At 59.8% G+C, this 874-nt stretch carries 1 pseudogene; it reads right to left on the reverse strand.

What is annotated here, in order from left to right:
• Nucleotides 1–197: 197 nt before the first annotated feature.
• Nucleotides 198–752: pseudogene (gene tnpC / locus ACLFKU_RS43705) on the reverse strand (IS66 family transposase); the annotation flags it as partial.
• Between the last annotated feature and the right edge of the window lie 122 nt (nucleotides 753–874).

An 874-nucleotide genomic window follows, 5' to 3' on the forward strand; every position in this document is an offset into this window, starting at 1 on the left:
CGTGAAACGACTCCACGCCGATGATAGTGCGGATTGCCCGTGTGAAAGTAGGTAATCGTCAGGCTCCCCCACAAGCCAGAAACCCCACCCCCAGCGGTGGGGTTTTTGCGTTTACGCGGCCGAAATCAACAAACAGCATTGAAGCAAGCGAAAAGTAAGCGTGGCCTCGGCGACGTCTTGACTGGAGACTGAGATCTTTAGGCCGCGGTGCGGAGTTGATCGGCGACGACCCACGGTGCGAGTTCATCGATGCGGTTGATCGCATGCTCGGCGATGCGCGCGAGCACGAAGCGCAGATACGCCTCTGGATCGATGCCGTTGAGTTTTGCGGTGCCAATGAGGCTGTAGATCGCGGCGGCACGTTCGCCGCCGGAGTCTGCTCCAGCGAACAGATAGTTGCGTCGACCGATGGCCACCCCGCGTAGCGCGCGCTCGACTGGCAGGTTATCGATTTCGAGCTGGCCGTCATTGCAATAGCGTGTGAGCGCTTCCCACCGGTTCAGCGCATAGAGGATCGCCCGGCTCGTATCCGATTTGCGCGAGAGGGTCTCCAGCGCCGTTGTGAGCCACGCACGGACTCGATCGAGTAGCGGCCGCGCATGCTTCTGGCGATGCGCACGGCGCTGGTCGGGCGGCTTGCCCCTGATTGTTTCCTCAATCCTGTATAGCGCGCCGATACGCTCAAGCGCCTCGGTGTTCAACGCATTCGGGCGCGCTGCGTGCAGCTCGTATATCTGTCGCCTCGCATGCGCCTTATGCCGAACTCCGCATAAGGCCCATTATCCCAAGTTGGGTTTTATGTTGTGACGCAGTTGGCCGGCAGCGGACTGTCGTGATCGAGGTGACGAATTACTCGGCATAATATTCGTCGCAA

The organism is Paraburkholderia sp. EG304 (assembly GCF_046543485.1).
GTDB lineage: Bacteria > Pseudomonadota > Gammaproteobacteria > Burkholderiales > Burkholderiaceae > Paraburkholderia > Paraburkholderia youngii.